Below are 16,590 nucleotides of genomic sequence, written 5' to 3'. Positions count from 1 at the left end.
ATAAAAAGGAGTGTTTAAAATGGATTTAAACCAACATCTTTCTGAACTTAAATATGATTACATACGTATACAAAATGACCTAGAAAAGAGAGAATCTACTGGTCAAGCTACCGACTTACTTGAAAAACAACTTGTCAAAATCGAAGAAGAAATCAGTAAAGTTCGCGCTCAACTTGATCAAGATTAACGAAAGGAAATGACTATGTTAATTCTCATACTTTTATTATTTACCATTATTTATCTTATTATTAGTTACTTAAGTATATACCAACTACATACGATGCTTACGCAAGCTTTAAGATTTATAATGGGGCTTATGCTTATTGTCTTTTTAGGCAGTATTGTATTTAGTTTTGCAATGCAAACTTGGTGGATATTAGCTGTATTGGTTTGTCTCGTTATCAATGTTGAAATCACAGCATTTAAATATCGTATTAAAGACCAAAAAGCGATTCAACTACTCAATTATATGTCGATCTTTATATTAATCATATTTGCGTTTTTATTATTTATAGTGTTTTAATACGCTAAAGCATATCATCAAAAGCTCATTTATGTGAAAAAGCTGAGAATCATTATTTCTCAGCTCTTTTTATTTGTATAAGTGAGCTAGACCTTGTAACCTCTTAGCACCATCCAATAGTTCATCATCACTTAACGCTAATGAGATTCTAACGTAATTTTGACCATTATCGCCAAACGGTATACCTGGTGCGACTAAAATAGACACCTCTTGTAATAAATATTTTACAAATGCTTCTCCATCATATTCTGGAGGTGTTTGTAACCAAAGGAATATACCACCTTTCATTGGCTCAAATGGTATACCTACTTCTCTTAATGACGCTTCAAATTGATCTCTTCTCGTCTTAAATATTTCATTTTGTTTAATAAGAAAATCATCGCATTCATTTAATGCGACAGTACTCGCATCTTGTAATGCACCAAACATACCGGCATGTGTGTGCGTTTGATATTTCTTTAAAGCAGCAATCATTTCTTTGTTACCGACTGCAAAGCCTACCCTGTATCCAGACATGTTATACCCTTTCGATAAGGAAAATATTTCTACAGCTGTTTCTTTAGCACCTTCCGATTGGAGAATACTTGGATTCTTCTGATCAAATCCAAAAGCACTATATGCAAAGTCATGTATAATATTTGTTTTCGTATCTTTAAATTTAGCAATCGTTTCATCAAAAAATTCAGTATTTGCAACAGATCCAGTTGGATTATTTGGATAAGTTAAGTAAATTAATTTTGTCTTATCTAAGATTTCAGGTTCTATCTCATCCCACTGTGGTAAGTATTGATGTTCAGGCGCTAATTCTAAAGAATATGGCTTAGCACGAGCAAGTAGAACACCTGCTAAATAATCTGTATAGCCTGGATTCGGTAATAACACATAGTCTTTAGGTTCTACGACACAGATCGGTAAACCTACCAAACCATTTTTTGTACCATATAAAATACAAACTTCCTCTTCTTTATCTAAATCCACATCATATTGTCTCTTATAAAAATCTACAATCGCTTGTTTAAACGTGTCTTTACCATGAAAAGCACCATATTTCTGATTTTCTTGCTTTTGTATGGCATTTATAAATTCATCTACGATAACCTTTGGCGTCTCACCATCTGGGACACCGACCGCCATATTAATTAACGGTAACGGACCATGTTCAACCTTACGACCCATTGTCTTTCCAAAGTAACTGTCTGGTATCTCTGATAATAGTTTTGATATTGGCACAATAACGACTCCTCGAAATAAAATTCTTCAGACTATTTTTTTGTATATGAATATATTTTATCAAAGTATGAAACACGAACAAGTATTTTCTTATTAAATTACTAAGAAATAAATCATAGTAGGCGTTTGGAATTGTTATTCTGGATGCTTATATTAGGATAGGCTGCCTTAGTTACAATTCCCACGACTTTTGTTACTAACAACACCAATATATATACAACATACAAAAAGCCCCTCCTTGTCTCACTGACATGGAGGGGTTAAACATCTATTCTATAGGTTCTTTTGGTCTTTTAAATATTGCTCGTTTAAATTTCATAATGATTTCATATGAAATTGGCACAACTAATAGTGTTAATATCGTTGAAGAAATTAATCCTCCTATTACTGTAATTGCTAATGCTTTAGAAATAAGGACAGAACTTCCTCCACCAAATAATAGTGGTACTAATGCCCCGATTGTCGCAATAGCTGTCATTAAGATAGGTCTTAAACGCGTGCCTGCTGCTTCTATTAATGCTTCTCTTGTAGTCATGCCCGCTTCTTCCATATTAATCACTCTATCTATTAATACAATCGCATTCGTTACAACAATACCAATCAACATTAACATACCTATCATGCTTGGTACGGATATTGTTTCTTGTGTAATTAACAGTCCTGCAATTACACCAATGATAGATACTGGTAATGAGAATAATATTGCAAATGGTGCTAATCCACCTTTGAATGTTAATACGATTACTAAATATACGATTAGAATTGCTGCGCCCATCGCCAGCAACAATTGTTCTATTGCTTCGTTGATGTCGTCGTTTGTACCGCCAACATTCAATTCAACATCTGTTGGTGTATCAATTTTAGAAACTCTTTGATTAACATCTGTTGTCACTTTCGCAACATCGTCTGCAGTGATTTTAGCATCTACAGAAACAGAAATTTTGTCATTTTCTCTTGTGATTGTATCTGGTGAAGTTGTTTTCTTCAATGTCGCAATATCACTTAGTTTCACATCTTTACCTAATGGAGATGTAATCTTAGTATCTTCTAATTTCTTCTCTGACCAATCTGTTTTTTCTTTTTTAGTCAGTTTAACATCGATAGATTTACCATCATCATTTAATTTAGTAACAACTTTTTCTTGTGTTGTTTGATTAAGCGTCATAGCAATTTGACCTGCAGAAAGTCCTAATTTGCTCGCTTTATTTTGATCAACTTTCACATCGTATTGCTCATAAGATTTAGAAAGGTTCGAACTTACATTTTCTACACCTTTAACTTTCTTCATTTCTTTCTCTACATCTTTAACTGTACCTTCTATTGCGTCAGTTGATGGACCTGATACTTTTACAGATACTTCGTTCGCTGTACCACCAGTAGAGAAATCTTGTTGTTTCCATTCACCTTTATGATTGAATTTACCGATATGGTCCATAACTTCTTTACCGACATTATCCCAGTTAGGTGTATCTTTATCGTATTTAACCATTAAAGCCATGTCATTTTTGGCAGAAGGATTAAATGGATTTTCTCCGCCTACGCTGTATTGAACAAAATCTACGTTTTTATCTTTTGATAAATATTTCTCAGCTTGTTCACCGTTTTTAACAACTTGATCTTCTTTTTCACCTGGTGAAGGTTTATAAGTCAGTGCTAACATTTTATCTTCGCCTGTATCGATAAATGATTTACCAATATAAGGCGTGAATACAAGTGCAATACTTGCGATAACAAGCACAATACTTAGTACGATAACGAGCCATTTATGATTTAAATTCCATTTTAAAATGCCTTTGTATTTATTCGCTAACCAATGTCCTCTTTCTTTTTTAGCTTTCTTAATACCATTTCTAAAGAAAATGTGTGAAAGTACTGGCACAATTGTTAATGCTATAAGTAGTGAAGCTAATAAGCTAAATGCGACTGCTAAAGCAAATGGTCTAAACATTTCTCCAATTTGTCCAGTTACAAAAGCTAACGGTAAGAATACGACAATTGTAACGATTGTTGAAGACATGATTGGTATAAACATTTCTTTCGTCGCACTTGTAATCAGTTTACTACCTTTCAGTTCTTCACCTTTATCCGACATACGTCGATAAATATTCTCTATTACAACAATGGAGTCATCAATAACACGTCCAATTGCGACTGTTAATGCCCCTAAAGTTAAGATATTTAATGAAACATCCATTGCTTTTAGACCAATGAGTGCCATTAATAATGACATTGGAATAGATACCATCGCGATAATAGTTGATTTAATATCTCTTAAGAAGAACATAATGATAATAACTGCAACGATAGAACCGATTAAAGCTTTCTCAACCATCGTCGATACTGAGTCTTTAATTGTTGATGCTGTTTCCATCAATTGCACAGATTCTATGTTTTTATGATCTTTCTTATAAGCTTCGAGTTCTTTGTCTACATTATCAACGACATCTACTAAATTGGCATCTGTAGATTTCGTTACTTGAAGAGCTAAAGCATCTTTACCGTTTGTCTTAGAAATTGAATCTCGTTTCTTCTCTTGTTTAACATCTGCGATATCAGATAATTTTACAGATGGGATACTTTGAGATGCACTGCTATCATTTGATTCGGAGCCTTCTTGAGCTTGTTGTGCTTGCTGGCCTTGTTGTGATTGACTTGCAGCACTTTGTTGACCACCACTTGAAGCACCACCTGTCATAGGTATTTCTAAGTCTTTCAGCGCTTTAATTGAAGTAAATCTTCCATCTACGACAATTGATTTCAAATTATCTCCAAATGTATATAAACCTAAAGGTGATTCTTTCGTAGCACCGTCGATATATTGAAGCACTTCATCCTCACTCATACCACGTTTCGTTAATTCATTTTGGTCAAATTCTAAATTTACTTCTTCTAACGTTTGACCAGACAATGATACATTTTGAACGCCGTCTACTTTTTCAAGTTTAGGTATTAAATCTGATTGCATTTGTTTTGTTACTTTTTCAAGATTATCATCTTTATCAGATATTGAATAACTCACAACTGGGAATGAATACATAGACATTCTACTCATATCTGGGTCTTGAACTCCGTCAGGTAAATCTAACGCTTCTAATTTCTTTCTTAATTCAGTCTCAGCTTCATCCATGTCTGTTTGATATGTATATTCTAATGTAATTGCTGAAGCATTTTCTAAAGACTGACTTGTAACATTTTGTACGCCTTCTAGATTTTGAACTTCTTTTTCAACTGGTTCTGTTACATTTTCTAGTACACTTTCAGGTGTTGCACCAGGATATGGTGTCGTAATAGTAATAACAGGAGTTGTAATATCCGGTAATAACTCTAGTTTCATTTTGAACGCTGAATATATGCCGCCAAGCAAAATAATAATCGTCATAAGCAAAATAGCAAATTTATTATTCAGCGAGAACTTAATCATTTTTTGAACCACTCAATTTCCCCCTAATTTATGATTTGTAAGTAATTGTATAATAATTTAATGTTGAAACAAACCTTATACATAAAGAAAGCACTAAAATTTTAATAATTTAAAGTTTTAGTGCCTTAATCTTATGTCTAGTTTCTTTTGATTTTCTTTTCGATTTTTCTTTTATATGTGACTACTGCCGGTTTTACTTTCTCGATTGCAGTATAAAGTGGTTTATTTAATACATAATCAAATTCACCGATTTTCTCACTTAAATAAGTGCCCCAAACTCTCTTGAATGCCCATAATCCATAATGTTCATGGTCTTGGTCAGGGTTATTATCCGTACCACCGAAGTCGAACTTAGTAGCGCCTTTCTCTTTAGCAAAGCGCATCATTTCAATAATCATGCGGTGATTCGGTAAAAATTCACGATATTCATTTGATGACGCACCATATAAATAATATGATTTCTTACCTGAGAAGATTAAGATACCGCCAGATAAATACACGCCATCTGGTTTTTTACTTTTTAATTCTTCCATTTCTTGAATACGTTTTTCAAAGTTACCTAGTTTTTCATCAGCATCATTTAACTGATTAACGACTTTCTTAGTTTGTCTTCTATTTGCTAATTTTTCTTTTTCTTCTAATAGTGCATCACGTTCTTTAAATAAGTCTTTTAAGACTGTATCTGGCACGACTTTGACTAAGAATAATTCACAATCCCCATCTGGATGTAAATGATCATAAATATTCTCAAAGTATGAAACATCTCTTGTTAAGAAATTATCTCTCTCGCCTGTTTCTTCCATGATTTTCGCAAAGATTTTCAAGTCGTCACGGTTACCAATGACTAATTCAGTACCTCTTTTTAAAGAGTTTCTTACACGTGAACGGTTTCGTTTATCAAAGCTTTGCATTAAGTCTTCTTCAGGTTGATCGATTTTTGTGATCATCGTCATTCTAGGTTGGATATATTTCTTACTTAATCCATCTTCAAAACCTTTATGTTCAAATCCTAATGAAGTTAAATATTCAAGAACACCTTCAGATTGATTTACTTCTATATCTGGGTCAATTTTAATGGCATAACTTTTCTCATTACGTGCGATTTCTTTAGATAATTCAAAAAGTACTTTAACAGATGTTTCGTCTTTATAATCAACAACAAAACCTCTAGATATGTAACATAATGTATATGGTAGCTTTGGCACTTTCTTAAATAAAAGTTGTGCTACACCTGTTATTTTTTCACCATCGCCCACTGCTATACGACGAGAATACCAACCTGTAAGCTTTTTGGATTCTGCCCACTTTGTAAGTTGCAACATATCACCATTTGGATGTTGCTTTACAAATTCATCATGTTGCTCATGAGTGATATTCATTTTCTTTATCGTCATTTATAAATCTCCTTTTTATCAATTCGTCTTTTAATTATACAATGAAACGTACTATAATTTCACGCAAAAGACCAATATTTGTTATACTTGTCATATAAAACATACAGTTAGGATTGAAATATATGAGACAACTTGTTCTAACGCTTTTTATTATTATAAATATCATACTGATTGCGGTCAGTCTAAATTTTGATAGCACGATTAATTATTTAAGCTATCGTATCATAACTGTTGCCTTCACCTTGCTACTAAGCATCGTCTTTATTCTCGAGAACGCACGCAAATCTATATTATTTATAGCCATTATAAGCGCCTTGATTGCACTCGCGCATTTAAGTATTATTATTCAAAGTGTCTATCTCAATGTTTATGCGAATTAGCTTTGAATTCGTAACACGCGCCTTTATATAAAATGCGCGTGTCTTTTTTTATATTTGTTGATGAGAGTGATAATGTAGTGTATTTCTCTTTTGCATCCTCTATAAGTTTAATGACAACATCATCTTCTTTAAAGCCTAACTTAACATCATCTTCGCTTTTCTCAATCTCTTTCAATCCATACCATGATTGCCAATTTTGACTAGATTCTTGAAGATTACCGACTTGAATCGTCACTTCATCAATTGATAAGTTATAATGAAAATTATCTTCTAATGAAGCTTCTCTTTCTTCATCGCTTTCGCCCCACTGAATGATGAATGGTAAATTTAACTCTTGTTTATCATCTAAATATAGTAATTGCCATTGTATCGTTGTGCCGTCCGGTTTCGTTCTCGACATTTCAATTGGACCTACAATATCTAAATCAAATTGCTCTAGATGAGTCTTAACGCTATCGATATTTTGTGTTCTAAGGCAGATCCTTTTAAATCCTTCTTGTACATGCTCATCTTTAAACGTATTCGCAAAGCTTAATCTACCTTCTTCCGTTTGAGCATATGAACGCGCTAAAGCTGCATCAAAGACATCAATCCACTCTATATAATGTAAATCTATATAACTTAATTGATTGTACGTTCCTAATTGTGTATGTTTACCACCTTGGATGGCTTGAATATATTGATGTGGAAATTCAATTGATTCTATACCGTCTACGTAATGAATAATATGATCAAATTTTAAATTCATGTACATACCTCCTACTTTTAAGCTGCTCTTTTAAACACTTTACTATTAATGAAGAATAAAATAATCAGCAATATTGAAACGATAATAATCGTAAGGACATATGGATATACTTCGTGTTCTCCTTTTATACCCACTAACGGTGAAACGATACCACCGAATAGAAATTGAGATAGTCCTAATAAACTTGCCGCACTTCCAGCGCCACCTTTATTGTTAGCCATCGCAATAGAAAAACCAGTCGTACCAATTGCAGATACTGGACTAACGAGTATGAAGAATCCAATCATTAATATCCAAATGGATAAGCCATTCATCAATGTGATTGAAACGATAATCACACCTATAATTTGAATCATTCCGAATAAACGCATAAGTACATGTTCGTCATAATAGTCGACTAATTTATTAATAATTTGACCTGATAATATTAATCCAAAACCATTAAAAGCAAACATACAACTAAAAGCTAATGGTGAAATATGATAGACAGATTGCGTTATGAATGATGAAGCGGATATGTAACTAAATAACAATGCGTATGTACATCCTTGTATAAATAAAGGCATTAAAAATTTTGGACTTTTGAGTAAATTTTTAAAGTCTGTTAGCACTTCACTGATTCTACCTGATGAACGTTCTGCTTCTGGTAATGATTCAGTTAATTTTAATGAAGATAAACTAAACATAATAAAGCCGAATATCGTTAGTAAAATAAAGACCACTTTCCAAGTTGAAAATGATAATATAATACCACCCAATACAGGTGCTAAAATAGGCGCAACACCATTAACAAGCATTAATATCGCTAAGAATTTCGTTAAAGCTTTACCTTTATATAAATCACTGGAAATTGCCCGGGAAATAACTGCGCCTGCCCCACCAGTAAAACCTTGTACAAATCGTAATGCCATCATGACGTAGATATTAGGTGCAAATACGCATAATATTGAAGCAACTGTATAAACAATTAATGCAACCATGAGTGGTCGCTTACGCCCTATAAAGTCAGATAGTGGCCCGACAAATACTTGTCCAACTGCTAAACCAACCATAAAGAGTGTGAGCGTTAATTGCGTGTTTGACGTTGTTGTATCAAAATCACGACTAATTTCTGGTAATGCTGGTAAATACATATCTATTGAAAATGGTCCAAATGCGGTTAATAAACCGAGAATCACGATTAAAAATAATGAAGGCTTAGCCATCTTTTGTTCGTTCATGAAAAACGCTCCTTTTATATCTATTACCTAATATTATTGCTTAACAATTTTCAAATAGCAATGTTATATGTGAACACTTATTAAAATACTTTACTTTCAGATAGTCATCATTCAAAATATAGTCAGAAACTTAGAATCGGAGTGGAAACATGAACATTTTTTTAACAGGTGCTACGGGATTTGTAGGTGCAGAGTTAATACAATCACTTGCAAAAGATGCACAAAAGCAATTTTATGTATTATACAGGAGTGAGCAGAAGAAAGATCAATTGCTCAATAAATTAAATCCATCGTATCATTCAAGAATTCACTTTATTAATGGAGACATTACAGAAGTATTATGTGGTGTGTCTGAAAGTGATATTGAAACGATACCTCAAATAGATAAATTTTATCATTTAGCTGCACTCGTCAAATTTAATTTCGAACTTGCAGATGATCTTTATCAAATCAATTATATCGGCACACAACATGCTTTGGATTTAGCAGAACATATACAAACAAAGCATTTTTTATATGTATCAACAGCCTATACAGTTGGTGAGCAAGAGCGTGGTAATGAAGTACTGCATTCAATCGATTCACCAACAAATAATCCATATGAAGCGACTAAAATTAAAGCTGAACATATCGTGATGCAAAGAGAAACAATGGCAACTTCAATCATACGTCCAGCTATTATAATAGGTGATTCCGTAACAGGCGAAGCTGATTCAAACTTCACATTGTATGGCTTTATGAAAGCATTAAAAGTCTTCAAAAGACGTGTAGAAAAAAAGAAAGATCATGCAATATATAGACTATTTGGAGATGCAAGTCATACGTCGAATTTCGTACCAGTTGATTATGTTGTACAAGTACTTACAGTAGCATGTGATTATGCAGAAAATCATAAAATTTATCACGCAACCAATCAGAATCCACCATCAAATGACTTTATATTTGCGACAATTAAGAAACATCTAGACTTCCATCAATTAGAAGTTGCTCCAATGATTGAGATAAACACAATAACAGATGAAGAAAGAGTACTGAATAGTTTTATCGATGTATTTGCACCTTACTTCTCTAAATCTATCAAATTTAATGATGAGAATACTGAAGAAATGCTCAAAAAAGCAAACGAACAGACACTCGTACTTTCAAAAGAAACATTGGATATGATTATCGGAAAATATTTTATGAAATAGTAAAACAAGCTAGGACAATCGTTTTGTCCTAGCTTGTTTTAGTTGTATTAGAATGCTGTAACTTCCACTATTTCGAATTGTGGTAGTTAGATGGGCGCTCATTTAGAGACATTTCTCAGAATTCTGTCCCTAACTTTTAATCTAACCACCTATATAGTTCATATTAATTTTATTTTTCTTTCGTCTAGCTACAGTAGCTGCTGTTCGTTCATCTGAGTATCTGTCATCTCTTATATTCCATAAATACTTTAATATAGTTAATAATTCTTCGTCCGTCTTACCGCTTCTTAGCTCTGATTTTATATCATAGCCATTCTTTTCAGCAAATAAGCAACCATAAAATTTACCATCAGATGAAATTCTTGCTCGTGTACATGATGAACAAAACGATGCTGATACACTCGTGATCAAACCAAATTGTGCGCCGTTATCTTTATGGCGATAGTATGTTGCAACTTCTCCAAAATAATTGGCTTCTACTGGTTCTACATCATAGGCTGAAGAAATGATATTTAACATTTCTTTCTTAGTGACGACTTTATCAAAATTCCACCCATTATCATTACCTACATCCATAAATTCTATAAATCTTACGATAATGTTTTTCTCTTTAAAATGCTCAACAAGTGGTAGTATTTCTTGGTCGTTCACCCCTTTTTGGATTACGACATTCACTTTAACTTTTAAACCTATGCTCACTGCATAATCTATTTGATCGAGTATTTGAGAAGCGGATATTTGGCGATTATTAATCGATTTAAATAATTCATCATCCATTGCATCTATACTTACATTCACTCTACGTAGTCCTGCATTGTATAAATTCAATCCATGTTTTTTTAACAACATACCATTTGTTGTTAGTCCGATGTCTTCAATACCTTCTATTTTGTTCAAAGCTTCTACAAGCTCATATAGATTTCGTCTTAGAAGCGGCTCTCCGCCTGTAATTCTAATTTTCTTTACACCAAGTGAGCTGTATAACTTAGATAATCTCGTAATTTCTTCAAAACTCAACAATTCTTCTTTAGGTAAGAAGACGTAATCATCTCCAAAAATTTCTTTTGGCATACAGTAATCACAGCGAAAATTACATCGGTCGGTAACGGATATTCTTAAATCTCTAATTGGTCTTCCTAATTTATCTTTGATAGGTTGATGCATCGTAACGCCCCCTCTACCTATACAATCGTTAAAACTCTGCTTTTTCTAAATCTTCAATGTAATTTATGTTTTGGTACCAATTAGTTGAATCTTTCACATTTGATACATCTAACCATTGTGAAGGTTTCTTTTCGTATATTTCTTTCATTCTAAAGGCTTCATGGTCTAACGCTTCTTTAATGTCCGCTTCGACACGATGACTATAAAATGCTAACGTCGGCATTTTTTTACCATTTGCTTCGTATCCAGCAATATCTAGCTGTTCTTCCATTACACGCGAAATAAAAAATTGATACAAATGACTAATCGCTTTTTCGGTAATTTTAGGTGTATCGCAAGCAATCACAAAATAACATTCCGAATCATGTTTTTGCATCACGCTATATATCCCACCTAAAGGACCATTATTTTTGTACTTTGATAAATCTACGACAACATCATGGTGATTGAATGAATCTTTCAATTCTTCACTCGTACTAATCACAACTTTTTCAAATAAATTCGTTTGATTTAAAGTTTGAATGATTTTTTCATAAAAAACTTCTCCATTAATTGTCGCTAACGCTTTTGGTGAACCAAATCTACTGGACTTACCGCCAGCTAGAACTATTGCTATCATTTTCTCTTTACCCTCCACTAACTGGTGGAATCAATGCAACAACATCTTGGTCTGTTATAACACTTGAATCTTGCACGAATTCCTCATTTACAGCAACTTGAAAAGTTTCATCCTTTAACTCTGGATGCTTCTCAACTAAATATTGCTTAAAGTTTAACACAGAGTAGTCTTGGTTAAGAGTTATTTGCTCTTCATTTATGTTTATTATTTCTTTTAAATGAGCAAAATACAATACTTTCATTATTTACCCTCCATTTGAATAGAAGAATGGTACTGTTTTTGACTGCCTTGCCATTCTTCCCCATCTTCCCATATTTCTTTTTTCCAGATTGGTACGATTTCTTTAATCCTTTCAATTGCATATTCATTCGCCTTATAAGCATCTTGTCTATGCGGTGAAGATACACTGATGACAACAGCTATATCTGATATTTGTAATTCACCAATTCTATGTGCAATTGCAACTATTGTACCTGGCCATTTTTCTTTAATTTCATCACCTATTTGAGCTAATTTCTTCTCTGCCATTGGGATGTAAGCCTCATAAGCTAAGTACTCCGTTTTAATGCCTTTTGTCCATTCTCTGACATGTCCTGTAAACACAACAACTGCACCTTGCTTTTCATTGAGTGTCCAGTTTCTGTATTGTTCAGGATTTATTGGATCATTGACGATTTCAAATTGTTTCACTTCAACACCTACTTTTTCAACCAATTTTCAAACCAAACTTTAAAGTCTTTATTTTCTTCAAGATTAAACGCATCAAACTGATATACAATATTTTGTAGCGTTTGTTCCAAATCTTGAGATTGCTTCGTTAAAAGTACTTTTGGAAAATGATCATGCTTAAATCCTTCAATTAGTAGTACATCAGGCTCAATAGACAAATCTTCATCTATTATTTGCTGTAATGACTTCTCCTCAAAAGTTACTCTCTCTATTAACTGTTTACCCAATACGATACTTTCTTTAGCACCGCTATTTATAAACGTTAAACTGTCTACTTCTTTATGATTTAAAGAAATTTCGTCTGCACCATGCCCATGATGTTTAATTGTAGATACTGTTAATTGCTGACTGCGACATTTTTTAATTAATTCATTTATTAATGTTGTTTTACCACTATTTTTATAGCCAACTATTTGTAATATCTTCATAGTGTTAATTGACTTTCATATGACTGATGGTCTGTTAATAGAACTTTAACATCGTCGTCTTTTTGATAACCACTTGTTCCACCAGGTAATATAATCATGCCATTACTTTTAGCAATCGCGACGACTGCATTTGATTTATTAAACCCTGATGGTTCAGCATAAACACCTTGTGAAGTGAATGATAATTTACCTCTAATAAATCTCGTAAATGGGTTAGCTTTTTTAAAGTCTTCATTCAACTTCGCGTCTATTATGACTGGGTATATAGCATCTGCAGACATCATTTTTAGAATTGTAGGCTTAGTAAACAAATGAAATCCTGAGTAACAAGCTGATGGATTACCCGATAAACCAAACAACAACTTCTCACTTTTGCAAGCAACCGTTGTTACGCTACCAGGTCTCATTTGCACTTTATTAAAGAGTACTGTTGCACCAATTGCATCATACACTTTCGGTAAATAGTCGAAGTCTCCTACTGATACGCCACCAGTTGTAATCACGATATCATGTTGTGACATTGCTTTTTCAACAATATCAATGCAACCTTGTAAGTTATCTTCTTGAATTTTGTATGTAGTAGCTTCGATATCAACTTCTTTACATAACGATTCAATCATAGGACCATTTGAATTTCTAATCTTTCCTGGTTCTAATGGCTCATTTGGTCCTACTAACTCGCTACCTGTTGCTATGACTGCAACGGTTGGCTTCTTGGATACTTTAATAGTTTCGTAGCCAAATGTTGCCAACACTGCAATAACTCCACTATTAATACGTTGACCTTTATGTAAGACGTATTCATTTTCTTTACATTCTTCTCCTTGAAACGCGACATTTTCACCTTCCGTAAATGGTTTACGAATGGTAAATCCTGTTTCTGTTTCCACTGTTTGTTCAAACATTACAACTGCATCTGCACCTTCAGGTATAGGTGCGCCAGTCATAATACGTACCGCTTCTCCGCTATTTAAAGTCACATTTGAAGCTGTTCCAGCACCGATATGATCTACAACTTTAAATGATATTCTATTATCTCCTGATGCCCCTTTAGAATCAGCGCTTTTAATTGCAAACCCATCGTAAGGTGATTTATCAAATCGAGGAATATCGTAAGTTGCTTGAATATCTTCAGCAAGTATATAGTTTAAACTTTCATTTATTGATACTGTTTCTGTCTCTAACTGCTTTACTACTTTAATAACACGTTCAATTGCTTCTTTTACTGGTATAGGTGTTCTCATTTCAACTGTCAATTGTCTACACTCCCTATCAATTTATTTAAACTTACATGTTATAATATCTTTAGAAAGGATGATGATTTTGTCTGAATTTACACATTTTAACGAGCAAGGCCATGCAAAAATGGTTGATGTCTCAGATAAAGAAACAAGCACACGTATCGCAATTGCAAACTCAAGTATTAAAGTAAATCAAACAATCTATGATCAAATAAAAAATGCAACAAATAAAAAAGGCGATGTACTTGGCACAGCACAAATTGCAGGCATTATGGCTGCTAAGAATACAAGCCAATTGATACCTATGTGTCACCCACTTCAATTAACAGGCATCGATATCTCTTACGAATGGGATAAAGATCAACCATACACAATCAACATTTCAGCAACCGTTAAGACGAAAGGTCAAACGGGTGTAGAAATGGAAGCTTTAACTGCTGCAAGTGTTACAGCTTTAACAATATATGATATGTGTAAAGCCGTTGATAAAGGCATGGTTATTGGCGAAACATATTTATCTTATAAGACTGGTGGCAAAAATGGCGACTTCAAACGCCAATAGTTATTTATTAAGCTCATGTACTAAATGATTCAATTCTTTAGTTATGAGCTTTTCCATTGCTAATTTAACTGCACCTGTAGAACCCGGTATTGAAATAATAACTTGATGCCCTACTGTACCTGCAATTGCTCTAGAAAGTATCGCTCTCGTACCTACATCTTCTGTATAACTTAAATATCTAAATATCTCACCGAATCCTTCAATTTCTTTATCTAGTAAAGGCTTAATCGCCTCGATCGTAACATCTCTTTGACTAATACCTGTACCGCCAGTTGTAATAATGGCGTCAACATCATTATTAAGCCACTCATTTACTTGCGTTTGAATTTCAGTGACATCATCTTTAACAATTTGATAATGGCCTTCTTTAATTTCAACATTGAGATCTTTCAAATATTGTTGAACAAGTTGTCCACCTTTATCTGTTTCTTTCGTTCTCGTATCACTTACGGTTAAAACTGCCACATTTATAAGACGATTTATTCTATTAACTACACTCATCGATTTAACTCCTATCCAAACATATTCTCAACAAACTGTCTGCCTTCTTCTACAGAATCCAAATCATGAATTAATAACCTACCATTATTAAATGCTACGACACGATGGTCATCGTATAAATACTGAATCATATACGCATTAGAACGATGCAATAATCCATTTTGAGCAACAAACTTTTCAATAGCTGGTCGATTAAGCTTCTCGTTTATATATTGAACAGTATGACGGCCACATAATTCAGTTAGTTGTTTGTCTGAATTTGATAATTTTGAATAAGTTGGTTCTGCTCCACAAGTCTCACAATAGTCTTGTTTCATTTGTTCAAATCCAAATGATTGATGTTCACCGAACCAAACGTCACCGTACGTAATTTTAGGTGTAAATGAATAACCAGCCAATATTTTAAGTGCATCTGCAACTTGTAAACTTGCTGCCATTGTTACTGCTGGATTTATCACGCCTACTGTGTCACAAGTTCGGTTAATCACTGGCAATTGTGGTAATACACAGTTCAAGCAAGGTGTTTCTTTAGGCACAAAAGTCGCTTGAACATAAGTAGATTCTAAACATGCGCCATATATCCACGGAATATTCATCTTGTACGCAAAATCATTAATAATTTGTCTCGTATTAAAATTATCTGTCGCATCAATAATAATGTTTGAATAACGCGCTACTTCATGTAATAACTTTGCATCACATTGCGCAATATAAGATTTTATTGTAATATCTTCACGAATTTTCATTAAATGTCTTTCTGCAGCTACAACTTTAGGTAGCATTTCTTTAATATCATTCTCTATAAATAATGTTTGTCTTTGTAAGTTTGACGATTCAACATAATCTCGATCAATAATATTGAGTCTCTGTATCCCCGACCTAGTCAACTGTTCAGCAACATGCGTACCAAGTGCACCCATGCCTACAATTGTGACACTCGCTTGTTCAATTCTTTCTTGACCTTGTTCTCCAATTTTATCGAATAAAATTTGACGAGAATAACGTTCGTTCATTTATATCAACCTTTCACGAATCTCTTTAACTCTATTATAAAGTTAAACGCTTTTATCCTCAATTAATTGTAAGGGAGCGGGACAGAAATCTAATTTATATAAAAAGATTTCGTAGTCCCGCCCCGGCAAGGATGACTAGAGTTGGAAAAAGCTTTACAAAAGCGCATTTTCAATTCAGTCATCTACTGCCAAGATACTAAAAAAGACTGAGGCATTCCGTTATGTCC

17 protein-coding genes are annotated in these 16,590 nt (G+C 33.5%); 4 read left to right on the top strand and 13 right to left on the bottom strand.

Annotated features, from left to right (window positions below; all coding sequences use genetic code 11):
- Positions 1 to 19: 19 nt before the first annotated feature.
- Entirely contained in the window at positions 20 to 187 is a 168-nt protein-coding gene (locus tag MHH94_RS03375) for an SE1832 family protein (protein WP_088592203.1), read from the top strand.
- Between the two features lie 15 nt (positions 188 to 202).
- Positions 203 to 523 carry a membrane stabilizing protein MspA gene (gene mspA, locus MHH94_RS03370; protein WP_058591152.1) on the top strand — a complete coding sequence of 107 codons (321 nt, stop codon included), beginning with the start codon at positions 203 to 205 and terminating at the stop codon, positions 521 to 523.
- Between the two features lie 69 nt (positions 524 to 592).
- Here the strand turns inward: mspA and MHH94_RS03365 are convergent, their stop codons facing one another.
- The 5 genes from MHH94_RS03365 to MHH94_RS03345 form a co-directional block, all read right to left on the bottom strand.
- Positions 593 to 1,753 carry an aminotransferase class I/II-fold pyridoxal phosphate-dependent enzyme gene (locus MHH94_RS03365; RefSeq protein ID WP_107609010.1) on the bottom strand — a complete coding sequence of 387 codons (1,161 nt, stop codon included), beginning with the start codon at positions 1,751 to 1,753 and terminating at the stop codon, positions 593 to 595.
- Positions 1,754 to 2,021: 268 nt separating this feature from the next.
- Positions 2,022 to 5,186: an efflux RND transporter permease subunit gene (locus tag MHH94_RS03360; protein WP_078354938.1), complete on the bottom strand. Its 3,165-nt coding sequence runs from the start codon at positions 5,184 to 5,186 to the stop codon at positions 2,022 to 2,024.
- 125 nt (positions 5,187 to 5,311) lie between these two features.
- Positions 5,312 to 6,562: a lipid II:glycine glycyltransferase FemX gene (locus tag MHH94_RS03355; protein ID WP_058591221.1), complete on the bottom strand. Its 1,251-nt coding sequence runs from the start codon at positions 6,560 to 6,562 to the stop codon at positions 5,312 to 5,314.
- 366 nt (positions 6,563 to 6,928) lie between these two features.
- Positions 6,929 to 7,696, bottom strand: coding sequence for a VOC family protein (locus MHH94_RS03350; RefSeq protein ID WP_158259693.1), 768 nt, complete (start codon positions 7,694 to 7,696; stop codon positions 6,929 to 6,931).
- Between the two features lie 17 nt (positions 7,697 to 7,713).
- Positions 7,714 to 8,916, bottom strand: a complete 1,203-nt coding sequence (locus MHH94_RS03345) for a multidrug effflux MFS transporter (protein WP_058591156.1) — start codon at positions 8,914 to 8,916, stop codon at positions 7,714 to 7,716.
- A gap of 149 nt (positions 8,917 to 9,065) precedes the next feature.
- On the opposite strand from MHH94_RS03345, the gene MHH94_RS03340 reads away from it, so the two are divergent.
- Positions 9,066 to 10,106, top strand: coding sequence for an SDR family oxidoreductase (locus tag MHH94_RS03340; RefSeq protein WP_084755792.1), 1,041 nt, complete (start codon positions 9,066 to 9,068; stop codon positions 10,104 to 10,106).
- Between the two features lie 141 nt (positions 10,107 to 10,247).
- Here the strand turns inward: MHH94_RS03340 and moaA are convergent, their stop codons facing one another.
- Genes moaA through MHH94_RS03310 form a run of 6 tightly spaced genes read right to left on the bottom strand, consistent with a single transcriptional unit; the run spans position 10,248 to position 14,302 of the window.
- Positions 10,248 to 11,270 (bottom strand): GTP 3',8-cyclase MoaA, encoded by a 1,023-nt coding sequence (gene moaA / locus MHH94_RS03335; RefSeq protein WP_058611887.1) that lies wholly within the window; start codon positions 11,268 to 11,270, stop codon positions 10,248 to 10,250.
- 28 nt (positions 11,271 to 11,298) lie between these two features.
- Positions 11,299 to 11,889 (bottom strand): molybdenum cofactor guanylyltransferase MobA, encoded by a 591-nt coding sequence (gene mobA, locus MHH94_RS03330; protein ID WP_217843983.1) that lies wholly within the window; start codon positions 11,887 to 11,889, stop codon positions 11,299 to 11,301.
- 7 nt (positions 11,890 to 11,896) lie between these two features.
- Complete coding sequence (gene moaD, locus MHH94_RS03325; protein ID WP_048541098.1) at positions 11,897 to 12,130, bottom strand: molybdopterin converting factor subunit 1; 234 nt, start codon at positions 12,128 to 12,130, stop codon at positions 11,897 to 11,899.
- A complete protein-coding gene (locus MHH94_RS03320; RefSeq protein WP_325889168.1) occupies positions 12,130 to 12,579 on the bottom strand; it encodes a molybdenum cofactor biosynthesis protein MoaE in 450 nt (149 codons plus the stop codon). Before MHH94_RS03320 ends, moaD begins: the two co-directional genes overlap by 1 nt.
- A gap of 8 nt (positions 12,580 to 12,587) precedes the next feature.
- Positions 12,588 to 13,046, bottom strand: coding sequence for a molybdopterin-guanine dinucleotide biosynthesis protein B (gene mobB, locus MHH94_RS03315; RefSeq protein WP_058591160.1), 459 nt, complete (start codon positions 13,044 to 13,046; stop codon positions 12,588 to 12,590).
- Positions 13,043 to 14,302 carry a molybdopterin molybdotransferase MoeA gene (locus tag MHH94_RS03310; protein WP_325889148.1) on the bottom strand — a complete coding sequence of 420 codons (1,260 nt, stop codon included), beginning with the start codon at positions 14,300 to 14,302 and terminating at the stop codon, positions 13,043 to 13,045. The genes mobB and MHH94_RS03310 overlap by 4 nt, the downstream gene beginning before the upstream one ends.
- A gap of 67 nt (positions 14,303 to 14,369) precedes the next feature.
- On the opposite strand from MHH94_RS03310, the gene moaC reads away from it, so the two are divergent.
- Entirely contained in the window at positions 14,370 to 14,849 is a 480-nt protein-coding gene (gene moaC / locus MHH94_RS03305) for a cyclic pyranopterin monophosphate synthase MoaC (RefSeq protein ID WP_048541103.1), read from the top strand.
- Here the strand turns inward: moaC and MHH94_RS03300 are convergent, their stop codons facing one another.
- Both MHH94_RS03300 and MHH94_RS03295 read right to left on the bottom strand, forming a co-directional pair.
- Positions 14,850 to 15,350, bottom strand: a complete 501-nt coding sequence (locus MHH94_RS03300) for a MogA/MoaB family molybdenum cofactor biosynthesis protein (RefSeq protein WP_078354944.1) — start codon at positions 15,348 to 15,350, stop codon at positions 14,850 to 14,852.
- Positions 15,351 to 15,361: 11 nt separating this feature from the next.
- Entirely contained in the window at positions 15,362 to 16,363 is a 1,002-nt protein-coding gene (locus tag MHH94_RS03295) for a ThiF family adenylyltransferase (protein WP_048541106.1), read from the bottom strand.
- Positions 16,364 to 16,590: the final 227 nt, after the last annotated feature.

Source organism: Mammaliicoccus sp. FSL K6-3158 (assembly GCF_038005105.1).
In the GTDB taxonomy this organism is placed as follows: domain Bacteria; phylum Bacillota; class Bacilli; order Staphylococcales; family Staphylococcaceae; genus Mammaliicoccus; species Mammaliicoccus sciuri.
This window is presented reverse-complemented; position numbering and strand designations above follow the sequence as displayed.

Bases quoted from the DNA above. Each gene is read 5' to 3' on its own strand.
- MHH94_RS03375 (WP_088592203.1), top strand. From the start codon at position 20: ATGGATTTAAACCAACATCTTTCTGAACTTAAATATGATTACATACGT.
- mspA (WP_058591152.1), top strand. From the start codon at position 203: ATGTTAATTCTCATACTTTTATTATTTACCATTATTTATCTTATTATT.
- MHH94_RS03350 (WP_158259693.1), bottom strand. From the start codon at position 7,696: ATGAATTTAAAATTTGATCATATTATTCATTACGTAGACGGTATAGAA.
- MHH94_RS03345 (WP_058591156.1), bottom strand. From the start codon at position 8,916: ATGAACGAACAAAAGATGGCTAAGCCTTCATTATTTTTAATCGTGATT.
- MHH94_RS03340 (WP_084755792.1), top strand. From the start codon at position 9,066: ATGAACATTTTTTTAACAGGTGCTACGGGATTTGTAGGTGCAGAGTTA.
- moaA (WP_058611887.1), bottom strand. From the start codon at position 11,270: ATGCATCAACCTATCAAAGATAAATTAGGAAGACCAATTAGAGATTTA.
- mobA (WP_217843983.1), bottom strand. From the start codon at position 11,889: ATGATAGCAATAGTTCTAGCTGGCGGTAAGTCCAGTAGATTTGGTTCA.
- moaD (WP_048541098.1), bottom strand. From the start codon at position 12,130: ATGAAAGTATTGTATTTTGCTCATTTAAAAGAAATAATAAACATAAAT.
- mobB (WP_058591160.1), bottom strand. From the start codon at position 13,046: ATGAAGATATTACAAATAGTTGGCTATAAAAATAGTGGTAAAACAACA.
- MHH94_RS03300 (WP_078354944.1), bottom strand. From the start codon at position 15,350: ATGAGTGTAGTTAATAGAATAAATCGTCTTATAAATGTGGCAGTTTTA.
- MHH94_RS03295 (WP_048541106.1), bottom strand. From the start codon at position 16,363: ATGAACGAACGTTATTCTCGTCAAATTTTATTCGATAAAATTGGAGAA.